This is a genomic window from Nocardia mexicana NBRC 108244 (genome assembly GCF_001613165.1).
Classification (GTDB): Bacteria; Actinomycetota; Actinomycetes; order Mycobacteriales; family Mycobacteriaceae; genus Nocardia; species Nocardia mexicana.
In genome coordinates, this window is the sequence record NZ_BDBV01000105.1 from 36,916 (window position 1) to 54,817 (window position 17,902).

General features: G+C 70.2%; 17 protein-coding genes and 1 pseudogene. 7 read left to right on the top strand and 11 right to left on the bottom strand.

Annotated elements, in window-relative coordinates:
* Positions 1-141: 141 nt before the first annotated feature.
* From NM1_RS34100 to NM1_RS34140, 9 genes and pseudogenes are all read right to left on the bottom strand, one after another.
* Positions 142-1,413, bottom strand: a pseudogene (locus tag NM1_RS34100) (ATP-binding cassette domain-containing protein); the annotation flags it as partial.
* A complete protein-coding gene (locus NM1_RS34105) occupies positions 1,410-2,054 on the bottom strand; it encodes an ABC transporter permease (RefSeq protein WP_068029835.1) in 645 nt (214 codons plus the stop codon). The gene NM1_RS34105 and the pseudogene NM1_RS34100, both read right to left, overlap by 4 nt.
* 319 nt (positions 2,055-2,373) lie before the next feature.
* The gene (locus tag NM1_RS34110) at positions 2,374-3,189 is read right to left on the bottom strand and encodes a MerR family DNA-binding transcriptional regulator (protein ID WP_068029787.1); all 816 of its coding nucleotides are present in this window, start codon (positions 3,187-3,189) and stop codon (positions 2,374-2,376) included.
* A gap of 12 nt (positions 3,190-3,201) precedes the next feature.
* Positions 3,202-4,026, bottom strand: a complete 825-nt coding sequence (locus tag NM1_RS34115; protein WP_246010792.1) for an alpha/beta fold hydrolase — start codon at positions 4,024-4,026, stop codon at positions 3,202-3,204.
* Between the two features lie 220 nt (positions 4,027-4,246).
* Positions 4,247-4,669 carry an organic hydroperoxide resistance protein gene (locus NM1_RS34120; protein WP_068029789.1) on the bottom strand — a complete coding sequence of 141 codons (423 nt, stop codon included), beginning with the start codon at positions 4,667-4,669 and terminating at the stop codon, positions 4,247-4,249.
* 1 nt (position 4,670) lies between these two features.
* Positions 4,671-5,120: a MarR family winged helix-turn-helix transcriptional regulator gene (locus tag NM1_RS34125; protein ID WP_068029793.1), complete on the bottom strand. Its 450-nt coding sequence runs from the start codon at positions 5,118-5,120 to the stop codon at positions 4,671-4,673.
* A gap of 216 nt (positions 5,121-5,336) precedes the next feature.
* Complete coding sequence (locus NM1_RS34130) at positions 5,337-5,717, bottom strand: PLDc N-terminal domain-containing protein (RefSeq protein ID WP_068029795.1); 381 nt, start codon at positions 5,715-5,717, stop codon at positions 5,337-5,339.
* 100 nt (positions 5,718-5,817) lie between these two features.
* Positions 5,818-7,104, bottom strand: a complete 1,287-nt coding sequence (locus tag NM1_RS34135; RefSeq protein ID WP_068029798.1) for an amidohydrolase — start codon at positions 7,102-7,104, stop codon at positions 5,818-5,820.
* Between the two features lie 41 nt (positions 7,105-7,145).
* Positions 7,146-7,499 carry a hypothetical protein gene (locus NM1_RS34140; RefSeq protein WP_068029802.1) on the bottom strand — a complete coding sequence of 118 codons (354 nt, stop codon included), beginning with the start codon at positions 7,497-7,499 and terminating at the stop codon, positions 7,146-7,148.
* Positions 7,500-7,635: 136 nt separating this feature from the next.
* Between NM1_RS34140 and NM1_RS34145 the strand changes: the two genes are divergently transcribed.
* Genes NM1_RS34145 through NM1_RS34155 form a run of 3 tightly spaced genes read left to right on the top strand, consistent with a single transcriptional unit; the run spans position 7,636 to position 11,051 of the window.
* Positions 7,636-8,586 (top strand): glycoside hydrolase family 43 protein, encoded by a 951-nt coding sequence (locus tag NM1_RS34145; protein ID WP_246010793.1) that lies wholly within the window; start codon positions 7,636-7,638, stop codon positions 8,584-8,586.
* A gap of 29 nt (positions 8,587-8,615) precedes the next feature.
* Entirely contained in the window at positions 8,616-9,623 is a 1,008-nt protein-coding gene (locus NM1_RS34150) for a glycosyltransferase (RefSeq protein WP_068029809.1), read from the top strand.
* A 54-nt stretch (positions 9,624-9,677) separates the two neighbouring features.
* Positions 9,678-11,051 carry an FAD-dependent oxidoreductase gene (locus NM1_RS34155; protein ID WP_068029841.1) on the top strand — a complete coding sequence of 458 codons (1,374 nt, stop codon included), beginning with the start codon at positions 9,678-9,680 and terminating at the stop codon, positions 11,049-11,051.
* Between the two features lie 103 nt (positions 11,052-11,154).
* On the opposite strand, the gene NM1_RS34160 is transcribed toward NM1_RS34155, so the two are convergent.
* Both NM1_RS34160 and NM1_RS34165 read right to left on the bottom strand, forming a co-directional pair.
* Positions 11,155-12,033: a TIGR03619 family F420-dependent LLM class oxidoreductase gene (locus NM1_RS34160; protein ID WP_068029814.1), complete on the bottom strand. Its 879-nt coding sequence runs from the start codon at positions 12,031-12,033 to the stop codon at positions 11,155-11,157.
* Between the two features lie 195 nt (positions 12,034-12,228).
* Positions 12,229-13,413, bottom strand: coding sequence for an MFS transporter (locus NM1_RS34165; RefSeq protein ID WP_169814368.1), 1,185 nt, complete (start codon positions 13,411-13,413; stop codon positions 12,229-12,231).
* Positions 13,414-13,541: 128 nt separating this feature from the next.
* On the opposite strand from NM1_RS34165, the gene NM1_RS34170 reads away from it, so the two are divergent.
* From NM1_RS34170 to NM1_RS34185, 4 genes are all read left to right on the top strand, one after another.
* Positions 13,542-14,198, top strand: coding sequence for a TetR/AcrR family transcriptional regulator (locus tag NM1_RS34170; RefSeq protein WP_068029819.1), 657 nt, complete (start codon positions 13,542-13,544; stop codon positions 14,196-14,198).
* Positions 14,199-14,254: 56 nt separating this feature from the next.
* Positions 14,255-15,064, top strand: a complete 810-nt coding sequence (locus tag NM1_RS34175) for an ABC transporter ATP-binding protein (RefSeq protein WP_068029822.1) — start codon at positions 14,255-14,257, stop codon at positions 15,062-15,064.
* A gap of 24 nt (positions 15,065-15,088) precedes the next feature.
* Complete coding sequence (locus tag NM1_RS34180) at positions 15,089-16,066, top strand: ABC transporter substrate-binding protein (protein WP_068029824.1); 978 nt, start codon at positions 15,089-15,091, stop codon at positions 16,064-16,066.
* Positions 16,063-17,902, top strand: a 1,840-nt coding sequence (locus tag NM1_RS34185; protein WP_068029826.1) for an iron ABC transporter permease, incomplete at its 3' end; no start/stop codon positions are given. The genes NM1_RS34180 and NM1_RS34185, both read left to right, overlap by 4 nt.

Consider the following 17,902-nt stretch of genomic DNA (forward strand, 5'->3'; position numbering starts at 1 on the left):
GGTTGCCCCGTGTGCGCCTGTGTTGCCGGTGATCTCATGCGCGCCGTCGTCTCCGATGGCCACGTGAGCGCCTTCGTCTCCGGTGGCCTGCGGCGCACCTTCGCTTCCGGTCGCCTCCTGTACGGCTGCGTCTCCGTTGGCCTCCCGCACACCTTCGGCGTCATCGGCCGCCACGATCGGCGTCGGCGCGGGATCGGTGCCGTCGACGTAGGTTTCGTAGGAGGTGTCCTCGGCCTCGGAGCGCACCTCGGCGAGCTTGGTCCGGATCGTCTCCGTCACCGAGTCGATGCTGAGCGAGCCGACGACCGCGCCGCGCCCGTCGGTGACGAGCGTCGCGCCCTGGCTGGCGGCGAGCATGGCGTCGAGCGCGTCGTTGAGAGTGGAGGATCGTGCGACCACGGGCAGCCGCCGATCGAGATAGTCGGAGACCTCCGGCTTACTCGCCACCTCCGCCAGGGTGGGCCACGAGCGCGGCCGCCCGGCCTCGTCGACGACCACGATCCAGCTGTGCCCGCTGGCCTTCGCGCGGGCGATCACCGGCTGCGCGGGCTCGCCGATCCGGGCGGTGACCACCTCGTCGCAGTCGACGTCGCGCACCCGCTGCACGGTGAGATACGCCAGCTTCGCACCCGATCCGACGAACTCCTCCACGAACGGCGTGGCCGGATCGGTCAGGATCTCCTCCGGGCTCCCGTACTGCTCGACGTGCCCGCCCTCGGACAGGATGAGCACCTTGTCGCCGAGCTTGGTGGCCTCCTCGAAATCGTGGGTCACGATCACGATGGTCTTGCCGAGTTCGTGCTGGATCCCGATCAGGCTGTCCTGCAGGCGAACCCGCGTGATCGGGTCGACCGCGCCGAACGGCTCGTCCATGAGCAGCACGGGCGGATCGGCCGCCAGCGCGCGGGCGACGCCGACCCGCTGCTGCTGGCCGCCGGACATATCCTTGGGCAGCCGGTCGGCGAAGGTGCCCGGATCGAGCCCGACCAGATCGAGCAGATACTCGGTGCGCTCGGCGATCCGCTTCTTGTCCCACCCGAGCACCCGCGGGATCGCGCCGACGTTCTTGGCGACCGACCAGTGCGGAAACAGCCCGCCGGACTGGATCACGTACCCGATCGACTGCCGCAGCGTATCCGGATCCTCCCGGGTGACGTCGCGGCCGCCGATGAAGATCCGGCCCTCGGTCGGCTCGATCAACCGGTTGATCATCTTGAGCGTGGTCGTCTTGCCGCAGCCGGACGGCCCGACGAACGCGACGATCTTGCCCGCCTCGATCTCCAGGTCGAGGCGCTCCACCGCGGGCTTGTCCTGCCCCCGGTACCGCTTCACGACCGAGTCCAGGTGAATGGAGGCGCCGGTTACCTTGCGCTCCGGCGTTTCCGGAGCCGGCGGGCTGGCCACATCGGTCATGAGAGTCCCTTTGCGATCGTGAGGCGTCCGAGCAGGACGAGGAGCGCGTCGAACACCAACGCGATGATGACGATGAGGATGGTGCCGGTCAGCGCCATCTCGAGGGCATTGGCGCCGCCGAGCCGGGACAGGCCGTTGAAGATCAGCGATCCCAGGCCCGGTCCGAGGACGTAGGCGACGATGGCGGCGACGCCGACGATCATCTGCGTGGACACCCGGATCCCGGTCAGGATCACCGGCCAGGCGATCGGCAGTTCGACGGTCAGCAGGATGCGCCAGCGCGAGAAGCCGATGCCCTGCGCGGATTCGATGACCGTGGCGGGCACCGACCGCAGGCCCACGATCGCGTTGCCGATCACCGGCAGCGCCGCGAAGAACGCCAGCATGACGAACGACGGGACCACGCCCAGCCCGAACGGGACCAGCAGCAGCGCCAGCAGCGCCAGCGACGGAATGGTCAGCATCACCCGGCTCGTGGTCAGCGACAGGGCCGACACCAGCGGCAGCCGATAGACCGCGACCGCGATCAGGACGGCGACGACCGTCCCGACCAAGACCGTCTGCAGCGCCAGGGAGGCGTGCTGATACGTCAGGAACGTCAGCAGCTCTCCCCGTCCCCGGACGTAGTTCCATAGATTCACGGGATTCCCCTCGTCGGCCGCGGTCCGCACGTCGTCACCGAACGCGCGAGCCGTCAAAGGGTAATGGATATGGCGCGTTCGGCAATGGATGGCGCGCGGCGAGCGATCGCATGAATCGCCGGAATCGCGCGCATTTTCCGGCCGCTACCGGCGCTGGGGGCCATTCGTCACGAACCGATCCACAATTTCGCTCACGCCGAGTTCAAATACGGAAACCAAACCCGTTGCGGCGCAATCCTCCCAAGCATTTCCGGCACACTTTTGGCCGGAATCCAGCGGGGGATTCCGGCCAAAAGCGTGCCGGAAATGACGTCGGTGGTCAGCTCACATCGTCACCGGACCGCCGGTCCACGCTCGACCGCGGGTGCACTCGCTCGAGATTGGTCCAACCGGTCCAGCCGCGATCCCTCAGCAGTTCGATCAATCGGCGGGCGGGCGGCGCGGAGTCGAAGGCCAGCGTATCCAACAGCTGGGCGAAGGTCGGCTCGATGCCGGTATCGCCGAGGTAGTCCTCGCCCCGCTCCTCGGCGATCCGTGTGAGATAGGCGGCCAGTTCGTCGGCCAGGCCGACCAGCTCCGGGTCGTCGCCGTCGCCGTCGCGGTCGAGGGCCCGGCCCAGGGTGAGATAGAAGCCGAGGAGCTGCGGGTCGGCCAGCTGTTCCCGCTTGCGTGCCACCCACTCCGCGACCCGCTCGGGCGAGTGCGCGGCCAAAGGGACCCAGCCGTCGCGTTCGACCCGGACGATCCGCTCGTCGACCCCGAGCGCGCGCAGCCGGTCCAGGAACTCCACCACCTCCGGCGGCAGCACCAGGTGGTCGCCGACGGCGAGCCGGGCGATCCGCTCGCGATGCCGCTGCCGCTCCCGGATCTCGGACCGCAGTCGCGCATCGATCTCCGCGACCGCGGCGGCGAACTCCTCGGGACCGGCCCGCAGCAGCTCCCGCACCCGCGACAGCGGGACACCGGCCTCGGCGAGGGTCCGGATCTTGATCAGTTCCACCGCGGCGCCGCCGTCATATCGCCGATAGCCCGAGTGGTCCCGTTCCGGCTCCGGCAGCAGCCCTTTGGCGTGATAGTGCCGCACCGCGCGCACCGTCACTCCGGCATAGGACGCCAGCTCACCGATGGTCAACATGGGCCCAGTCTCCTACAGCAGGTCGCCGCGGATGATCCCGGCGATCTCCGCGGCGTGGGTGCGAACGAGCCGGTGATCGGCGTCGATCCAGGAGGCGGTGACGTGCGACCGCTCCCGGAGGAGCCGCTCGATCCCGTTGCGCCAGTTCCGATTCCAGCGCCGCGTCCGCGCGTCGTCGCCGCCGCCCGCCATCGAGTTCGACATGATCATGCGGATCGGGCGATCGATCCTCCGGTAGCGATCGAGGATTTCCGACCGCACCGCGTCGATCTCGAGATTCAGGTCGAGAATTTCCTGCCCCGTGAGCAGCACCTGGCGTGGAGTACCCCGCGCGGCCTCGTGCTGCCTCGCCGAGTCGTCCCACAGGGCGCGGAACTCCGGCAGATCGTCCGCGGTGAGGAACGGTTCGGGCACCGGATTCGCGCCGTCGATGAGGACGAGTTCGGTTGCGGCGCCGGGATGTTCGGCCACATGGTGCACGGCCAGGTCCGCACCCAGCGAGTAGCCGACCAGCACGGGCGGTGCGGGCAGGTCGAGCGTCGACAACACGGCCGCGAGGTCGCCGAGGAACGCCTCGAAGGTGTACCGATCCGCGCCCGAGCTGCGCCCGTGCCCCCGCAGGTCGAAGGTCACGACGTCGTGGTCCCGCCGCAGCAGTTCGACCAGCTCGTGCAGATCGGCCTCCGTCGACAACAGCCCGGGACACAGGACCAACGGCCGCCCCCGCCCGCCCCGGGACACCGAAATCGCAACGCCGTCATGCTGAATCGTGTACCGCCGCAGCGCGGTGTCGGACCGCCGCCCGCCGCTCGGCATCGCCGTGTTGTTCGCAGTCATACCGATCATGCTGAAACGTTGACCCTGGGTAAGGGTCAAGCGCCCGGACCCGTCCATGACCAACGCTCCGGCCTGCGCTGACGGAAACCTGCGCTGTTGTCCCGACCGGCACTTCGAATCCGGCCTCCGCATCCACTATTCGGCCCAGGACGGCAGATGGTGCCGCGGAGAGGCGAAAAGTGAACGCGGAGGCCGGTTCGCACAAGCGAGCGGGACCTTCTCAGTCCTCGGCGACCACGACCTGGACATCGATATTGCCGCGCGTCGCGTTCGAGTAGGGGCACACCTGGTGGGCGCTGTCGGCCAGGGCCTGCGCCTCGTCGCGGGACAGGTGCGGCAGCGACACCTCGAGGGTGACCGCGAGCTGGAAGCCGCCGGACTCGTTGGGGCCGATGCCGACCTTCGCGCCGACCGCCGAATCGTCGATATTCGCCTGGGCCTGCTTGCCGACCAGCCGCAGCGCCGAATGGAAGCACGCGGCGTAGCCCGCCGCGAACAGCTGCTCCGGGTTGGTGCCTTCGCCGTTGCCGCCCATCTCCTTCGGAACCGACAGCGCCACATCGACCTTGCCGTCGGTGGTGCGGGCGTTTCCGTTGCGGCCGTCGCCGGTGGCCAGGGCCTCCGCGGTGTACAGGACCTTCATGTCAGTTCTCCTTCGATCCGGTGTGGGCGAGCAGTGCCCCGGTCATGCGCCGCAGCGTTTCCCGCAGCGCACCGAGTTCTTCCAGTGACAGACCGGTGGCCGCGGCCATCGCCTCGGGGATATCGCACGCTTGCTCGCGCAGTGCGCGTCCCCGGCCGGTGAGCCGAATTTCGACGCGGCGCTCGTCGTCGGCCGAGCGGCTCCGCTCGATCAGCCCGGCGGCCTCCAATCGCTTCAGCAGCGGCGACAGCGTTCCCGAGTCCAAGGCGAGCGCCGCGGACAATTCCCCGACGCCTAGCCCGTCCTCCTCCCACAGCACCAGCATCACCAGATACTGCGGATACGTCAGCCCCAGCGCCTCGAGCTTCGGCCGATAGACCGCCGTCATAGCCCGCGACGCCGCATACAGCGGAAAGCACACTTGCTGGTCGAGCGCCAATTGATCGGTCACACCAACCAAGCTAGCCCACAACTAAATTGTGCACAACATAATTGCGCATGACCTACATCACCGGATCAAGCCCACCGGTCGGTCAGCGCGCAAGAGCCCACCGGCCCGCGGTCACCCGCATGAGCCCACCGGCCCCCGGTCACCCAGCACGAGCCCACGGGCCCTTGTCATTCCGGCGCGCTTGTGGCCGGAATCCACCAACGGCAGCGACAGGCTCTACCCCGACGACTCCCCCGCCGCGCGACGCCGGTCATCCTCGGCCCGCTGTATCTCCTGCCGCTTCGCCTCGCGGCGCTGCTGTTCCGCGCGTTCCCGCAGACCGCGCAGGAATTCCTCGTCGGCGGCCGGATCCTCCGGCACATAGCGGCCGGGGCGGTCGTACTCCGGATATGCGCCCGAGCCCGGCCGGAGAGTTGTCCGCACCGGACGTCCCAGCGCCAGCCACAGGAGCGCCCCGATCGTCGGCAGCACGAGGACGACCACCAGCCACAGACCCTTCGGCAGCTGCCGGATCTCCCCCTCCGGCGCCATGATCACATCGACCAGGCAATACACCCACAGCACCAGGGTTATCGCCCCCACCACGGCATACGGCATCGGACAGCTCTCCTCGCCTATTCCCCACCCGGCATGTCAGGCCGCAATTCTCGGCCCCACCCACCCGAACCGCAAGTGCCGGAGCCCATCTTGTTGCGAGTCACGAAGGCTGGAGGGAGCCGGTGAGGTGGTCGTAGGCGACGTAGGCGTGGAGGCGGACGCCGGTGACCAAGGTGTCGTCGTCGGCGTAGAAGTGCGGGTTGTGGTTGATGTACAGGCCGCGGCCGCCCGGGGTCGGGCGTGGCATGCCGTTGTCGTCGAGTTCGGCGTCCTGGACGCCGAGCGTCACGTACAGCCCGCCGTACTTGTTGACGAATTCGGAGACGTCGTCGTAGCCCAGCGTCGCCGCGGTCTCGACCACCTTGTCCGCGCCCACCACCTTGCGGAAGGTCGGCAGGCCCGCCTCCATCCACTGCGGCAGGTTGTGCACGGCGGGCACGTCCTGCAGGTATTCGACTGTGGCCGAACAGTTGTAGGCCTGCGCGGTGTGCGTGGCCAGCGTCTCGAGCCGCTGCTGCACGTCGGACATGTCCGTCTCGATCGCGCAGCGGATGGTGCCCCACAGCGTCACGTGCTGTCCGATGATGTTGAACCGGCCCACATCCTCCACGTGCCCGATGGTCACCGTGACCGGATCGAAGGCATTGAGCTGCCGGTACAGCTGCCCGATCCCGGTCAGCACCGCACCGGCCGCCGGCATCGGGTCGGTGCCCATCCAGGGCGTCGACCCGTGCACCTGCCGACCGGTGATGACGATCTTGGTCAGGCAGGAGGCGCCGAACTGGTTGCCGACGCGATATCCGATGTAGCCCTTGGGATACGGCGTGACGTGGAATCCGAACGCCATCGTCGGCTCGGGGTCCGCGCAGGCGCCCTGGGCGACCATCTCCCGCGCGCCGCCCGCCTCGTCCACCGGCGGCCCCTCCTCCGCGGGCTGGAATACGAAAAGTACTGTGCCCGGCAGCTTTTCACGCATACCCGCGAGCACGGTGGCCGCGCCCATGAGCATCGAGGTGTGGCAGTCGTGGCCGCACGCGTGGGACACCGGGAACGGGCCGCCCGGATAGTCCTCGTCCACCGCGTGCGAGGCGAACGGCACCCCGCACAGGTCCGGCACCGGCAGCGCATCGATATCGGCACGCAGGGCGATCACCCGGTCGCCGGGCAACCCGCCCTTCAGCACACCGACGACCCCGTGCCCGGCGATGCCGGTGCGCACCTCGTCGAGCCGCAGCGACCGCAGATGATCGGCGATCAGCGCGGCGGTATCGGTCTCCCGGTTCGACAGTTCGGGATGCTGGTGCAGGTGCTGGCGCCACCGCACCACCTGATCGGAGACCGCCGCCGCGGCCCGGTCGAACCCCTCGTAGATCGCGTTGTCGGTCATCAGGACTCCCGATCGGTCGGTCCGGTACGGCCGGACTCCGGTTACCGAATACCCTGTGGCGCTTCGATATTCCGCCCCGGCGTCGGCAGCGTGGCCGGGAGCGGCACGCCGTCGACGACGGTCCCGGTGACGTCCGCGCCGAGATCGTAATCGCTGCCGCGGAACGGATCTCCGCGGTGCAGGGCCCAGTGCACGGCCACGGCGGGATCGTGGCCCCAGCGGCGCCGGGCATCGGTGAGGACGTGCTCGACCAGCCCGCCCAGATCCTCCGCGGTCCGCTCGCAGCGCAGCTTCCCGTCCAGCATCCCCCACTCGGCGCTCCAGCCGAGCTCGTCGGGGTCGACGTCGCGGAACAGCGCGATCTCGACGATCCCGGGCAGCTCCTCCTCGGTCATGGCACCCGATCCTGCCTGATCCCCGCGGAAGTTCCGGGGACATCCGGCGGCGGGTTTCGAGCGTGTCCGCCCGGGGCGCGCCGCGAATCACGGCGTGTTGCCGGATGGTTGCGGTCGGCCGTGTTCTCATTTTGAGATGACCAGGTCATCCGGAGGAATGAGCCGCCGCGGCATGCTCGGGCTGGCCGTCGGTGTTCCGATGAGCCTGACGCTGGGGCGTAGCGCGCAAGCCCTCCCCGCGCCGGGCCCGCGGTACACGGTCACCGGCTTCACCAACAGCAGCGAATCCGACCTGTTCGTCTACGAATCGGCCGATGCGACCAGGTTCTCGCTGCTGCGCGCCCGTGCCTACACACCGCCGACCGGACTGATGCGGGACCCGTGCCTGTTCCGCCACACCGACGGCGCCTACTACATCACCTACACCACGGCGTGGGAGGGCGACACGATCGGATTCGCCCGCAGCACCGACCGGATCGACTGGACGCACCTGTACGACTTCACCGTCCCGATCCCCGGGGTGACCTCGACGTGGGCGCCGGAATGGTTCGTCGACCCGCACGGCAACGTCAACCTGATCGTGTCGCTGTCGGACGGTCGGCGCTTCACCCCCTACCTGATGACGGCCACCGATGCGGCACTGCGCTCGTGGACCGCGCTCACGCCGCTGGCGGGCCTGGCGCCCGCGCCCGACGATCCCGACGCGTTCGGCTACATCGACACCACGATCGTGCAGGTGGGCCGCCGATTCGCCGCGTTCACGAAGAACGAGACCACCAAGTACATCGAACTCGCGGTCGCCGACGCGGTGACCGGTCCGTACACATTCGTCGCGACCGGCGACTGGGCGGGCTGGGGTACGCCGCGCGAGGGGCAGTCGGTCACCGCGCTCCCCGGCGGCGGCTGGCGGATCTTCTTCGACGCCTACGACGACGGCAAGTACTTCTACAGCGACAGCCTCGACGGTTTCCGAACCTGGAGTCCGCCAACGGAATTGCCCGGTCTGTCCGGGACCGTCCGGCATATCACCGTCTTCCGCGAGGACGTCGCGCCGGTGGCGCCGGAGTCGGCGGGCACCATTCGCTGACTTGCCGCCCGGTCGGTAGTTTGACCGGCATGCGTGTGCTGTTTGCCAGCCTGGCGTCGGTCGGTCACTGTTATCCGCTGATACCGCTCGCGGTCGCCGCGCGGAATGCGGGCCACGAGGTCCATTTCGCCGCCGGTGAGGCCGTGCACGCCCCGCTGGCCGCCAACGGCCTGCGCCCGTTCCGTCCCGCGGACGCGTTCTCCGAGATCTATCCCGAGGATCTCGAACCGGATCTGCAACGCCTGCAACCGGATCTCGTCGTCCACGAGTGGGGGCTGCCGGGTGTGGCCGTGGCCGCCCGCCGCGCCGGGATTCCCGGAATCTGGCACGGATTCGGCCGCATGATCCCCGACGGCATCGGATTCGAACTGCCTACGCGCAACACCGAGGCGCCCGGCCTGCCGCATATCGATATCTGCCCACCGTCCCTGCAGGACAAGGACTTTCTGGCCGGGGAACACCGCATCCCGTTGCGGCCCGTCCCCTATTCCGAACCGGCCGCGCCGCGGGCCCGCGACACCGTCCGCAATTCCCGCCCGCTGGTCTACCTCACGCTGGGTACCGTCTTCGGGACTCCGGAACTGTTCGGCACCCTCCTGACCGGGCTGGGACGGTTGGACGCACAGGTCGTCGCCGCCACCGGCCGGGTGCGGCCGGACGACCTCTCCCCCGTCCCCGGCAACACCGTTCTCTACGACTGGGTATCCCAGGCCGATCTGCTACCGCACGCCGACGTCGTGGTCCATCACGGCGGCAGCGGCACCATGCTGGCCGCCCTGACTTTCGGTGTGCCCCAACTGATCCTGCCGCAGGGCGCCGACCAGTTCGCCAACGCCGAAGCCCTCACGAAATCCGGCGCCGCCCTCCACCTGCTCCCCCACGAGATCACCCCGGAAGCCCTCGCCGACACCACCGACCGACTCCTCCCACGCCACGGCTCCCCCTACCGCGACGCCGCCCGCGCCCTGGCCCACGAGATCACCCGCATGCCCACCCCCGACGAGGTCGCCCACCACCTGCACGGATACGTCCGCTAGCGGTTCTCCCCCGTCGTTCCGGCGGAACCGGCGCCCACGGATACAGTGAACCCCGTGGCAGAACGGCTGGTAGTCATCGGGGGAGACGCGGCGGGGATGTCCGCGGCCTCCCAGGCCCGTAGATTACGGGACCTCAGTGAGCTGGAGATCGTCGTCCTCGAGCGGGGCGGCTTCACCTCCTACTCCGCCTGCGGAATCCCCTACTGGGTCGGCGGCGACGTCCGGAACCGGGACGCTCTCATCGCCCGCACCCCGCAGGAGCACCGCGAGCGCGATATCGACCTGCGGATGCGCACGGAGGCGCTCGAGATCGATATCGCCGCGGGCCGGGTCCGGGCACTCGACCGCGAATCCGGTACCGAATCATCGCTGGACTACGACAAACTCGTGATCGCGACCGGCGCCCGGCCGACCAGGCCCCCGCTGCCCGGTATCGATGCGCCGAACGTGCACGGCGTGCAGACCCTCGACGACGGCCAGGCCCTCATCGACACCCTCGAAACCACCTCCGGCACCCGCGCCGTCGTGGTCGGCGCGGGTTATATCGGTGTCGAGATGGCGGAGGCGCTGCTGCAACGCGGCTACGACGTCACGGTGATCGACCGCGGCGTCGAACCGATGTCGACCCTGGACCCGGATATGGGCGGCATCATCCGGGAAGCGATGCGCGGCATGGGAATTCAGGTCGAAAGCAAGACCGAGGTCACCGAGATCCGCACCGCGCCGGACGGCCGCGCCACCGCGGTGATCACCGAGACCGCCGAGTACCCGGCCGATGTGGTGGTGCTCGGCATCGGCGTCAGCCCGGAGACCGGCCTCGCCCGCGCCGCCGGATTGCCGCTGGGCGAATTCGGCGGCCTGCTCACCGATGCCGCGATGCGGGTGCGCGGCCACGAGAACATCTGGGCGGGCGGGGATTGCGTCGAGGTGCTGGACCTGGTTTCGGGGCGGCAGCGGCATATTCCGCTGGGCACCCACGCCAATAAGCAGGGGCAGGTCATCGGTTCGGGTGTCGGCGGCGGGTACGCCACCTTCCCCGGCGTCGTCGGCACCGCGGTCAGCAAGGTCTGCGATCTGGAGGTGGCGCGAACGGGCCTGCGCGAGAAGGACGCTCGGGCCGCGGGCCTGCAGTACGTCGCGGTCACCATCGAATCCACCAGCCGCTCGGGCTATTACCCCGGCAGCGCGCCGATGACGGTGAAGATGCTGGCCGAACGCTACACCGGACGCCTGCTCGGCGTGCAGATCGTCGGCCGCGAGGGTGCGGGCAAGCGGGTCGACATCGCCGCCGTCGCCCTCACGGCCCGGATGACCGTCGAGCAGGTGACGCAGCTGGATCTCGGCTACGCGCCCCCGTTCTCCCCGGTCTGGGATCCTATCCAGGTCGCCGCCCGCAAGGCCGTCACCGCAGTCCGAACCCGCCACTAACCCCCCACCGCCTCCCGGACATTCGATCACTGGGAAAATCCCGTGGCATCACCGCAGGAAGAGGTCACGGAAACTTCCCACTATGTGAGGGGCAGATCGTCGGCTATCCCGCCAGCAGCTGTTCCACCCACTTCAGGTGGGCCTCGGTTCCGGAGACGACGTACATCAGGTCGACGAACGCGTCGGGGTAGCCGCTGTCGGCGAGCGTCCGGATGGTCTCGCACACCTGCTCGATCTCGACGCCCGCCGCGACATTGATGCGCACATAGGAGTGGATGGTGTCGGGATCGCGCCCGGCGTCCCGGGCCGCGGCGTCGATGACGGCGCGCTGCCGCCGCAGCCCGTCGACGTGATGCAGGCGGCCGGGCACCTGCACCACCGGCAGCCAGCCGTCGGCCCGCTCCCCGACCCGCCGCAGCCCCGGAGAGGTGAACGCCCCCAGGTAGATCGGCGGATGCGGCCGCTGCACGGGCGCCAGGTCGACCCACGACGGCGGGACCGACCAGCGCTCCCCCTGATGCTCGACCGGGCCCGGGGTCCACCACGCCCCCAGGATGTCGAGCAGTTCGTCGAGCTGGGCGCCGCGGCGGCGGAACGGCGCCCCGGCGGCCTGGAACTCCTCCGGCGACCAGCCGATGCCGAGCCCGGGCAGCAGCCGCCCGCCGCTGACCACGTCGATGCTGGTCAGCTGCCGGGCCAGCTGGACGGGTGGATACCACGGCGCGACAAGCACATTGCTGCCGAGCCGCGCGGTACGGGTTGCCGTCGCGGCCACCGTCAATGCGACGAACGGATCCAGGACGGTGCGGAATTCCTCCGGGACCGTGTCCGTCCCCGCGTATCCCACACTCGGATGCATCGGCGCGAGCAGCCGATCACCGACCCAGAAGCTGCCCGCCCCGAGTTGCTCGGCGGTCGAGGCGAAGCGGGCCACGTCATCGTAGGCGGCCCGACCGAACTGTGGCAGTGCGAATCCCAGCATGACGGACACGTTAGCGTGCACCAACCGAATAGTTCAATAATCAAAACCAGCCGGTTCAACTATCGTGGTGCCTGCACTCCTCACCGACCCCGGCGACACCACCTGCCCCGCCGCCCACACCGACCCCGGTGACGACCCTGCCCCGCCGTCCACACCGACCCCGGGTGGCGACAGCACCTGCCCCGCCGTCACGTCCTAGGCGAGCAGCACGGTGGCGACGGCGGGGCCGATCGCTCCGCCGAGCTGATAGGCGAGGGTGTACAGACCGAGCGCGGTCCGCTGCTGATCCGGCGGGACGGCCTCGGTGATACGGGTTGCGTACCAAGCCATTCCGGCGCTGGAGGCGAAGACCGCGAGCGCCGTCGACCAGGCATATACGGCGGGCGTCGCGGTGGCGATCGGCAGGAGGGCGGCGATCGCCGCGGCGACGGGCAGGCCGATGCCGACCGCGGCGGCGGGCAGCCGGTGGACGCACCGCGTGAACAGCAGCGCCGTGACCGCGCCGCAGGCGAGGGTGAGCAGGGTGGTGAGACCGATCCGATTCGGCGCCCACTCGGCCCGCAGCAGGTGCGGAACGATATACAGCAGAACGAAATACACCGTCGACAGCGTGCACGCCGCGAGCGCGCCGACGACCCACCGCGGGGAGCGGACGACGGCCCGCGGGACGAACCCGTCGGCGCGACGAGCGATATGGGCGACCAGGGCGATCCCGAGGACGGCCGTCGCGCCGAGCGCCGCCGACGGCGTGCGCGGGATGAGCACGACCGCGGTGACGATCCCGAGCACGAGAGCGATACCGAGGGGATCGCGCGGTGTCACCTCCTCCCGTCGCACGGCGCGCGGCAAGCGCCGCAGCAGCGCCGGAACGGCCGCCGTCGCCACCGCCGCCAGCAGCAGCGGAAGCCGCCACGACAGTCCCGACAGCGCGGTGCCCGCCAGCGGCCCGAACGCGCCGACGAGGCCGACGCTCGCGGTGATCGCCCCCGTCCGCCGCGCCGTACCGGCGACCCCGATCGCGATCGTCACCAGCCCGCCGCTACCCGCGGCGCCGATCGCCCGCCCGGCCAGCAGGAGCGGCAGCGCCGGGGCGACGGCGACCAGCGCGGCACCCAGCAGAACGAGCGCGGCATTGATCGCGACGACCACGCGCAGCCCGCGGGTCCGCAGCAGCGACGTGGTCAGGGGTGTGCCGATGACGACTCCCCACCCGAAGGCCGTGCCGACCCAGGTGGCGGCCGACACGCTCACACCCAGGTCATCGGCCAGGGCGGCGGTCACGGTGGTGGCGCTGTTGGCGCTGAGCGCGGTCGGCGTGGCGAGCAGGACGAGCAACAGGATCGGCGGCGGAGCGGTCCGCCGGAGCACGGTGGTGGTCACTCGGGCAATGTAAACCAATGAGTGCATTCTTTGCACTAGTTGGTTTACATTGGCGGTACGGACCGTCGCTCCGGCACACCGCGCCGACGCTCCTAAAATGCGACGACGAGTACGACGGAAGGGTGTGCATGAGCGAGCTCCGACCGCAGCGTCGCGGGAGGCCCGACAAGCGGCAAGCCATCCTGCGAGCGGCCCGGAAAGTGTTCGGCAGCGACGGTTACTCGCGGGCCGGGATGGAGGCGATCGCCGCGGAGGCAGGGGTCTCCAAGCGCACCATCTACAACCACTTCACCGACAAGGAGGAACTGTTCCTCGACGTCGCCCTCGAGGGCGCCGACGACGTCACCGCGACCATCGCGCGCATCATGGACCGCCACCTGCGCAAGATCGTCGACCTGGAACAGGACCTCGTCGACTTCTCCCTCGACCGGATCGCGGCGGTCACCGAATTTCCCGACCACTTCGCGCTGGTCCGCGTCATCGAGGCCGAGGCCAACCGCATCCCGCCGCCGATCCTGCGCGCCTGGATCGATGCCGGCCCGCAGACCGCGCACCTGCGCCTCGCCCCGTACCTGCGCCGCATCGCCGACCGCGGGCTGCTGCGCATCGACGACGCCGACACCGCGGCCGCTCACCTGACGCTGCTGACCATCACCGACATCAACAACCAAACCTTCTACGGCGCGAAGCCCCTGGGCGACGACACGGTCCGGGAGATCGTCACCGCCGGTGTACGAGCGTTTCTTCGCGCTTACCAACCGCACCCGAGTCGGCCGCAGAATTAGGCTTGCCTTCCCTGCTTTGCTACGGTGCTGGTCCGGCCGGGTGAGGAGAGTGGCGGATGACCGAAGCAGGCGTGCGACTGGTGGCACGTGGCCTCGATGTCGGCCACGGCAACCGAACGGTGCTGCGCGATATCGATGTGACCCTGCGGGCCGGCGCCGTGACCGTGCTGGTCGGGCCCAACGGCTGCGGCAAATCCACCCTCCTCCGCACGGTCGCCGGGTTACTGCCCCCGCTGTCCGGCTCGGTACAGGTCGACGACACACCGCTGCGCTCGCTGTCACGGCGCGCACTGGCGCAGCGGCTCGCGTTCCTGCCGCAGGCCCCGCTGGTGCCCGCCGGTGTGACCGTCCGCGAGCTGGTGCGGCACGGCCGGTACGCGCATCGGGGAGCGTTCGGCCGGCACACCGACGCCGATCGGGAAGCCGTCGAATGGGCCCTCGACGTCAGCGACGCGGCCGCGCTGGCCGAGTCGCGGCTCGACGAACTCTCCGGTGGCGAACGGCAGAGAGCCTGGCTGGCAACGGTTCTCGCGCAACGCTCCGGAATCGTGCTGCTGGACGAGCCCACCACCTACCTGGATCTGCGGCACCAGTTCGAGGTGCTCGATGTCGTCCGGCGCCTCGCCCGCGAGCACGAGATCGCCTGCGGTGTGGTGCTGCACGACCTCATGCAGGCGGCGGCCTACGGCGACGAGATCGTGGTGCTCGCCGACGGCGGCATCGCCGCGGCCGGACCGCCGGACGAGGTGCTCACGCCCGACACCATCGGCCGGGCCTTCGGCCTGGAGGTCACCGTGCTGCGGGATCCGGATTCCGGACAGCTCGCATGCTTCCCGAGGCGGCCCGATCCTGCCGCCTCATCCTGATTTCCCTGCACAGTTGGAGAGAATATGCGTCGTCTACTGCGCGTCTGCGCGGCCTCGGTACTGCTGCTCGGCCTCGCCGGATGCGGATCCGGCACCGTGAGCGACCCCGGCGGATCGCATTCGGGTGCGGCCTCCTCCGGTCCGATCACCGTGGACACCGCCCGCGGTCCGGTCTCCCTTCCCGCCCCGGCGACCAGGGTCGTCTCGCTGGAATGGACCTACACCGAGGAATTGATCGCGCTGGGTGTCACGCCCGTCGGCAACGCCGACAGCGCGACCTACGCCTCGTGGGTCACGGCCCCGGGTGCGGCGCTGCCCGCGTCGGTGACCGATGTGGGCAAACGCAACGAGCCGAGCATCGAGCAGATCACCGCGCTGAAGCCGGATCTCATCGTGGCCAGCGAGGACCGCGTCGGGGCCGGATACGAGCAGCTCGCGAAGATCGCCCCGGTGCTGTCGTTCGACTACACCGCGAAACCGCAGCTGGAGACGATGAAGAAGAACTTCACGGCGCTGGCCGCCGCGGTCGGCGCGCAGGACCGGGCCACCGAGGTGCTCGGCCGCATCGATACCGCCGCAGCGGATCTCGCGGGCCGACTGACGAAGGCGGGCCGGTCGGGGCAGGAATACGCGCTGGCGCAAGGCTATTCGGTGAACGGCGTCCCGGCGATCCGCATGCTGACCGACGACGCGTTCTCCCCGCAGGTGCTCGGCCGCGCGGGACTGCGCAACGGATGGCGGGGCAAGCCCGACGACTGGGGCATGACCACGGTCGGCGTCGAGGGCCTGACCCAGGTCCCGGGGTCGGTGACATTCCTGTCGGTGGCCGCCGACAACGACAACCCGTTCACCGGCGCGCTGGCGGGCAATCCGGTCTGGCGCGGCCTCGCCTTCGTCGGCGAGGGCCGCGCGAAATCACTGGATCCCGGAACCTGGCTCTTCGGCGGCCCGCTGTCGGCACTGCACCTGATCGACCAGACGGCGAAAGCCCTCGGCGTGTGAATTCCACCCGGACACTGCGGATTTCGCTGGTCGGCGGCACACTCGTACTGGCCCTGGGCGCGATTGCCGTCGTGCACCTCGGGCTCGGCGCCGCCGGTACCGGGCCGGGTGCGCTGCTCGACCTGATCACCGGCCACGCCTCCGCGGAGACCCACGCCGTGCTGGTCGGCAGCAGGCTCCCGCGCACCCTGGCCGGTCTGGCCACCGGGATCGCGCTCGGTGTCGCGGGCTGCCTGATTCAGGGCGCCACCCGCAATCCCCTGGCCGCGCCCGACACGCTCGGCGTCAATGCGGGCGCCTATCTCGCGGTGGCGGTGCTGGCGTATTTCGGCTGGGACAGTGGCATTCTCGGCTCGGGGATCGCCGCATTCGCCGGGGGGCTGCTCGCCATCGCGGTCGTCTATCTGCTCGCGGGTCGCGGGGTGCTCACGCCCGGACGCGTGCTGCTGGCGGGCGCGGTGGTAGCCCTGGCCGGAACGGCCGCCGCGGAGTTCTTGCACCTGCTCGACGAGCAGGCCACGAGCGGATTGTTCTTCTGGGGCAACGGAACTCTGCTGCAGACCGGGCTGCAGCGACCGCTCGTGCTCGGGGCGGTGATCATCGCCGGGGCCCTGCTCGCGGGCCTGCTCGTGCGGCCCCTCGATCTGCTCGCGCTCGGCGACGAGGCGGCCGAGGCGCTGGGCGTACGGGTGGGCCGGATCCGGCCCGCCGCATGGCTGCTCGCGGTGGTGCTGTCCGCGGCGGCGGTCACCCTGGCCGGGCCGATCGGCTTCGCCGGACTCATCGCGCCCGTCGTGGTTCGGCTGCTCGGCATCCGACAGCACGCCGCGCTCGTGCCGCTGTCCGGATTGTTCGGGGCGACACTGATTCTCGCCGCCGACTCCGCCGCCCAGCTGGTGTTCCCGCCCTCGGCGGGCTTCGGCGAACTTCCGGTCGGCGTGGTCACCGCGCTGATCGGCGGGCCGGTGTTCGTCCTGCTCGCCCGCCGCGCGACGACCGGCGACGCCGACACCGGCGCCGCCGTATCGGTGGCGCGACCCAGGCGCGCAACGGGTTACGCGGTCATATTCGCCGTGGGACTGGTCGCGTTGCTCGTGGCCGCGGCGATCGGGCTGCGCGTCGGCGACGTCGACCTCGGCTGGGACCAGCTCGCGTCGGCGCTGGCGGGTACCGGTGACGATCTGACGACCGCCGTACTGTCGCTGCGGCTGCCCCGGATCCTGGTCGCCGCCGTCGCCGGCGCCTGCCTCGCCGCGGCGGGGGTCGCGGTGCAGTCCGTGGTGCGCAACCCGCTCGCCGAACCCGGCCTGGTCGGCATCACCGCCGGGGCGTCGGCGGGTGCGGTGCTGATGATCAGCGTGCTCCCCGCCGCCCCGGCGGTGCTGCTGCCCGTGGCCGCGGGGATCGGCGGCGTCGCCGCACTGGCGGTGGTGATCGGCATCGCCCGCGATCCCGGCGGGCTCGATCCCACCCGGGTGATCCTGGTCGGTCTCGGTGTCACCGCCACCGCCACCGCGGCCGTCAACGCCATGGTGGTCCACTCGCAGATGAACATCGCCTCCGCCCTCACCTGGCTGTCCGGCAGCACCTACGCCCGCGGACTCACCGCCCTCGGCTGGCTGGCCGTCCCGGCGCTCGCCGCCGTCCTGCTCACCGTCGCCACGCGGCCGGTGAACCTGCTCGCCCTCGGGGAGGATCTCCCCCGCACCCTCGGACTCGCGCTCGGCCGGGCCCGCATACTCGTCCTCGGCGCCGCGGCCGTGCTGGCGGCCGGCACCGCCGCGGCCGTCGGCACCATCGGCTTCGTCGGCCTCGTCGCGCCGCATCTGGCCCGCC

Excerpts from the sequence above, each read along its gene's own strand:
- NM1_RS34180 (WP_068029824.1), top strand. The coding sequence starts at position 15,089 with ATGCGTCGTCTACTGCGCGTCTGCGCGGCCTCGGTACTGCTGCTCGGC.
- NM1_RS34130 (WP_068029795.1), bottom strand. The coding sequence starts at position 5,717 with ATGCCGTATGCCGTGGTGGGGGCGATAACCCTGGTGCTGTGGGTGTAT.
- NM1_RS34160 (WP_068029814.1), bottom strand. The coding sequence starts at position 12,033 with ATGCTGGGATTCGCACTGCCACAGTTCGGTCGGGCCGCCTACGATGAC.
- NM1_RS34175 (WP_068029822.1), top strand. The coding sequence starts at position 14,255 with ATGACCGAAGCAGGCGTGCGACTGGTGGCACGTGGCCTCGATGTCGGC.
- NM1_RS34135 (WP_068029798.1), bottom strand. The coding sequence starts at position 7,104 with ATGACCGACAACGCGATCTACGAGGGGTTCGACCGGGCCGCGGCGGCG.
- NM1_RS34120 (WP_068029789.1), bottom strand. The coding sequence starts at position 4,669 with ATGAAGGTCCTGTACACCGCGGAGGCCCTGGCCACCGGCGACGGCCGC.
- NM1_RS34110 (WP_068029787.1), bottom strand. The coding sequence starts at position 3,189 with ATGTTGACCATCGGTGAGCTGGCGTCCTATGCCGGAGTGACGGTGCGC.
- NM1_RS34150 (WP_068029809.1), top strand. The coding sequence starts at position 8,616 with ATGCGTGTGCTGTTTGCCAGCCTGGCGTCGGTCGGTCACTGTTATCCG.
- NM1_RS34115 (WP_246010792.1), bottom strand. The coding sequence starts at position 4,026 with ATGACTGCGAACAACACGGCGATGCCGAGCGGCGGGCGGCGGTCCGAC.
- NM1_RS34170 (WP_068029819.1), top strand. The coding sequence starts at position 13,542 with ATGAGCGAGCTCCGACCGCAGCGTCGCGGGAGGCCCGACAAGCGGCAA.
- NM1_RS34145 (WP_246010793.1), top strand. The coding sequence starts at position 7,636 with ATGACCAGGTCATCCGGAGGAATGAGCCGCCGCGGCATGCTCGGGCTG.
- NM1_RS34140 (WP_068029802.1), bottom strand. The coding sequence starts at position 7,499 with ATGACCGAGGAGGAGCTGCCCGGGATCGTCGAGATCGCGCTGTTCCGC.